The sequence below is a fragment of the Corallococcus sp. CA049B genome (genome assembly GCF_003611685.1).
In the GTDB taxonomy this organism is placed as follows: Bacteria; Myxococcota; Myxococcia; order Myxococcales; family Myxococcaceae; genus Corallococcus; species Corallococcus coralloides.
In genome coordinates, this window is sequence record NZ_RAWC01000385.1 from 1 (window position 1) to 3,514 (window position 3,514).

Annotated in this window: 4 protein-coding genes; 2 read left to right on the forward strand and 2 right to left on the reverse strand. The window is 70.1% G+C overall.

The annotated features are described in order from the left end of the window. Positions 1–98: 98 nt before the first annotated feature. Complete coding sequence (locus D7W82_RS38820) at positions 99–1,454, forward strand: nodulation protein NfeD (protein ID WP_120623069.1); 1,356 nt, start codon at positions 99–101, stop codon at positions 1,452–1,454. Further along, the gene (locus tag D7W82_RS38825; RefSeq protein WP_120623070.1) at positions 1,451–2,272 is read left to right on the forward strand and encodes a slipin family protein; all 822 of its coding nucleotides are present in this window, start codon (positions 1,451–1,453) and stop codon (positions 2,270–2,272) included. Before D7W82_RS38820 ends, D7W82_RS38825 begins: the two co-directional genes overlap by 4 nt. 80 nt (positions 2,273–2,352) lie before the next feature. Here D7W82_RS38825 and D7W82_RS38830 read toward each other — a convergent pair whose 3' ends face one another. Continuing rightward, the gene (locus D7W82_RS38830) at positions 2,353–2,868 is read right to left on the reverse strand and encodes a peptidylprolyl isomerase (protein ID WP_120623072.1); all 516 of its coding nucleotides are present in this window, start codon (positions 2,866–2,868) and stop codon (positions 2,353–2,355) included. 139 nt (positions 2,869–3,007) lie between these two features. Continuing rightward, positions 3,008–3,499, reverse strand: a complete 492-nt coding sequence (locus tag D7W82_RS38835; protein WP_120623071.1) for a DUF2721 domain-containing protein — start codon at positions 3,497–3,499, stop codon at positions 3,008–3,010. Between the last annotated feature and the right edge of the window lie 15 nt (positions 3,500–3,514).

Here is a 3,514-nt window from a genome sequence, read left to right on the forward strand (position 1 = left end):
CCCCCGGGCCCCCGGACTCATGATCCGGTCATCCGACGGTCCGATGCACATCGTTGTCCGAGTGCGTGTGCGCGAGGGGCGCGCATCCGGGGGCGGACATGCGGGACCACGTCGACAGGATGAGCTGGCGCCGTCATGCCCTCTGGGGCTGGCTGCTGGCGTTCCTCTTCGTGGGCCTCGCCGCTCCGGCGGCCCCCGCTTCACCGTCCTTCGTCGCGCGGTGCGAGCTGGAGGGCGTGGTGGATACCGGCTCGGGCGCGTACCTCGCGGACTGCGTGAAGCGCGCGGAGGACGAGGGAGCCTCGGCGCTGCTCGTGCGGTTGGACACTCCAGGCGGTTCGTTGGAGGCCACCCGCTCCGTGGTGCGCGCGTTCCTGGGCTCGCGCGTTCCCGTGCTCGTGTGGGTGGGGCCTTCCGGTTCGCGGGCCGGCAGCGCGGGCGTGTTCATCGCGCTCGCATCGAACGTGAGCGCCATGGCGCCGGGGACGAACATCGGCGCGGCGCACCCCGTGGGCCTTGGGGGCGAGGACGTGGCGCAAGCGGGTGGCGAGGAGCTCGCCCGGAAGGTGGAGAACGACACGGTCGCCTTCGCGGAGGGCATCGCCCGGCAGCGGGGCCGCAATCCGGAGTGGGCCGCGGCCGCCGTGCGCGACAGCGCCAGCGTTCCCGCGGACCGCGCCGTGGAGCTTCGTGTGGTGGAGCTCGTCGCTCCCACCGAGGCCGCGTTCCTCTCCGCGGTCGATGGCCGCCGCGTGGAGGTGGCGGGCGGTGACACCGTGACGCTCGCCACCCGCGAGGCCCACGTCGTGTCGCTGGAGCCGGGGCTGTCACAGCAGGTGGTGCATGCGCTCGCGCAGCCGTCCCTCATCTACCTGCTGTTCCTCGTCGCGGTGCTGGGCCTGGTGGTGGAGCTGTCCCATCCGGGCGCGGTGGCGCCGGGGCTCATTGGCGGCGTGGCGCTGGTGCTGGCGTTGATGGCTTCCGCGACGCTGCCGGTGCGCTCGGGGGCGCTGGTGCTGATGCTGATGGGCGTGGGGCTCATCCTCGCGGAGCTGTTCGTCACCAGCGGCCTCCTGGGCGCGGCGGGCGTGGGCCTGTTGATATTGGGCGGCGTGTTCCTGGTGGACCGCTTCGAACCGGGCTGGTTCGTGGAGCCGTCCTTCCGCATGTCGTGGGGCGTGATGCTGCCCACGGCGCTCGTGTTCGCGGGGACCGCGGCCTTCGTCGCGTACCGCAGCGCCCAGACGCGCAAGCTGCCGCAGCGGGGCGGCGACGCGGGGCTCGTGGGCGAGGCCGGCACGGCGCTGGCCCCCGTCACGCCTTCCGGCGGCGAGGTGTTCGTCCACGGCGAGCGCTGGCGCGCTGTCTCCTTCACTCCCATCCGCGAGGGCGCCCAGGTCGTGGTGCGTGCCGTGGAAGGGCTCACCCTCACCGTCGCGGAGCAGATGCCATGAACGAGCTGGTCGGAGCGCTGGGGTGGCTCCTCCCCCTGGCCGTGTTGTTCCTCCTCTTTGTCTCCGGTGTGCGCATCGTCACCGAGTACCAGAACGGTGTCGTGTTCCGGCTGGGGCGCTACGTGGGCCTCAAGCGCGCGGGCTTCCGCTGGCTCATCCCCTTCGTCGAGCGGATGGTCATCATCGACCTGCGCACGGTGGCGCGCGACGTGCCCCCGCAGGACGTCATCACCAAGGACAACGTCAGCGTGAAGGTCAACGCCGTCGTCTACTTCCGCGTCATCCAGGCGGACAAGGCCGTGCTCCAGGTGGAGGACTACCTCTACGCCACCAGCCAGATTGCGCAGACCACGCTGCGCGCCATCCTGGGCCAGGTGGAGCTGGATGACCTCTTGTCCCAGCGCGAGCGCATCAACCACGAATTGCAGCAGGTGCTCGACGCGCGCACCGACCCGTGGGGCGTGAAGGTCTCCAACGTGGAGGTGAAGCACATCGACCTGCCGTTTGAGATGCAGCGGGCCATCGCGCGACAGGCCGAGGCCGAACGCGAGCGCCGCGCGAAGATCATCGCCGCGGAAGGCGAACACCAGGCGGCGGAGAAGCTCGCCCTGGCCGCGGACGTGCTCAGCCGCAACCCCGCCACGCTCCAACTGCGCTACCTGCAGACGCTGGTGGAGATCACCAGCGGCGGCAACCACACCATCCTGCCCATCCCCCTGGAGCTGCTGCGCGCGTTCGGTGCCGTGCCCGCGCGGCCCTTCCGCCCGGAGGAGGCCCACGAAGAGGAGGACGAGGACGCGTCCCACGGCCCGTCTTGAAACGCCTCCGGCGGAAACGACGAAGGTCCACCCGCGCGCGAGGCACGGATGGACCTTTCGGGTGAGACGCAGCGGCGGGATTACAGCTGGCCGCTGTCTTCGATCTTCACGGGCTGGCGCGTCGCGCCGGACTGGCTGCCCACGGACTCGATCTTCTTCACCACGTCCATGCCCTCGACGACCTTGCCGAAGACGACGTGCTTGCCGTCGAGCCACGACGTGGTGGCCGTGGTGAGGAAGAACTGCGAGCCGTTGCTGTTGGGGCCCGCGTTGGCCATGGAGAGGATGCCCGGGCCCGTGTGCTTGTGCTTGAAGTTCTCGTCCGCGAACTTCTCACCGTAGATGGACTCGCCGCCGTAGCCGTTGCCGAGCGTGATGTCGCCGCCCTGGCACATGAAGTTCGGGATGACGCGGTGGAAGGGCGTCCCCTTGAAGTGCAGCGCCTTGCCGCTCTTGCCGACGCCCTTCTCACCCGTGCACAGGGCGCGGAAGTTCTCGGCGGTCTTGGGAACGTCGTCGGTAAACAGCTCCATCACGATGCGGCCGGCGGGCTGACCACCAATCGACATGTCGAAGAAGACCTTGGCGTTTGCCATGTTCACGTGCTCCACGGTGAGGGTTGAGCCACAGAGACTTCAGGAATCCTGCGCGATACCAGGCGCGCGGGCCGGGACGTACCAGACCCGCGCGTCTCGGGGCACCCGCTAGCACCTTCGCGTGCGCTGCGGAACAAATTCAGGGCGCTGGCGGGTCGCCCGGCCGCCCGTCGCGGAACAGCTCAGCGCCCTCCAGCGTGATGGCGCGGCGGCTCAAGCGCAGCGACGCCAGGGCCAGCACCGCCGTGGAGCCCAACAGCCCCACGCCCAGGGAGAAGGACAGCACCGGCAGCCCCTCCGGCACCGCCACGCTGCGGCGCAGCAGGTACAGGAGCGACGTCATCACGAAGGACAGGAGCGCCGCGTAGGTGAAGCCAATGGCCCGGGCGAGGATGGCGTGGCGGCGGTCCATGATGGCCACCTCCTCGCGCAGGAGAGAGCGGCGCGCGTGGCCCTCTGGCAGCGTGCGCCATTCCCGGACCAGGTCCCGCATGCGCGCGGTGATGCGCGAAATCTGATTGTCCAGGCCGGTGGCCAGGATGCCGCACCCGGACACCATCACCGCGGGCGTCACCGCCGTGCCGATGAGCTGGATGGAGGAGGGGTCCAGGCCGTCCACGCCGACGTTCATGGCCCCCTTCTGTCC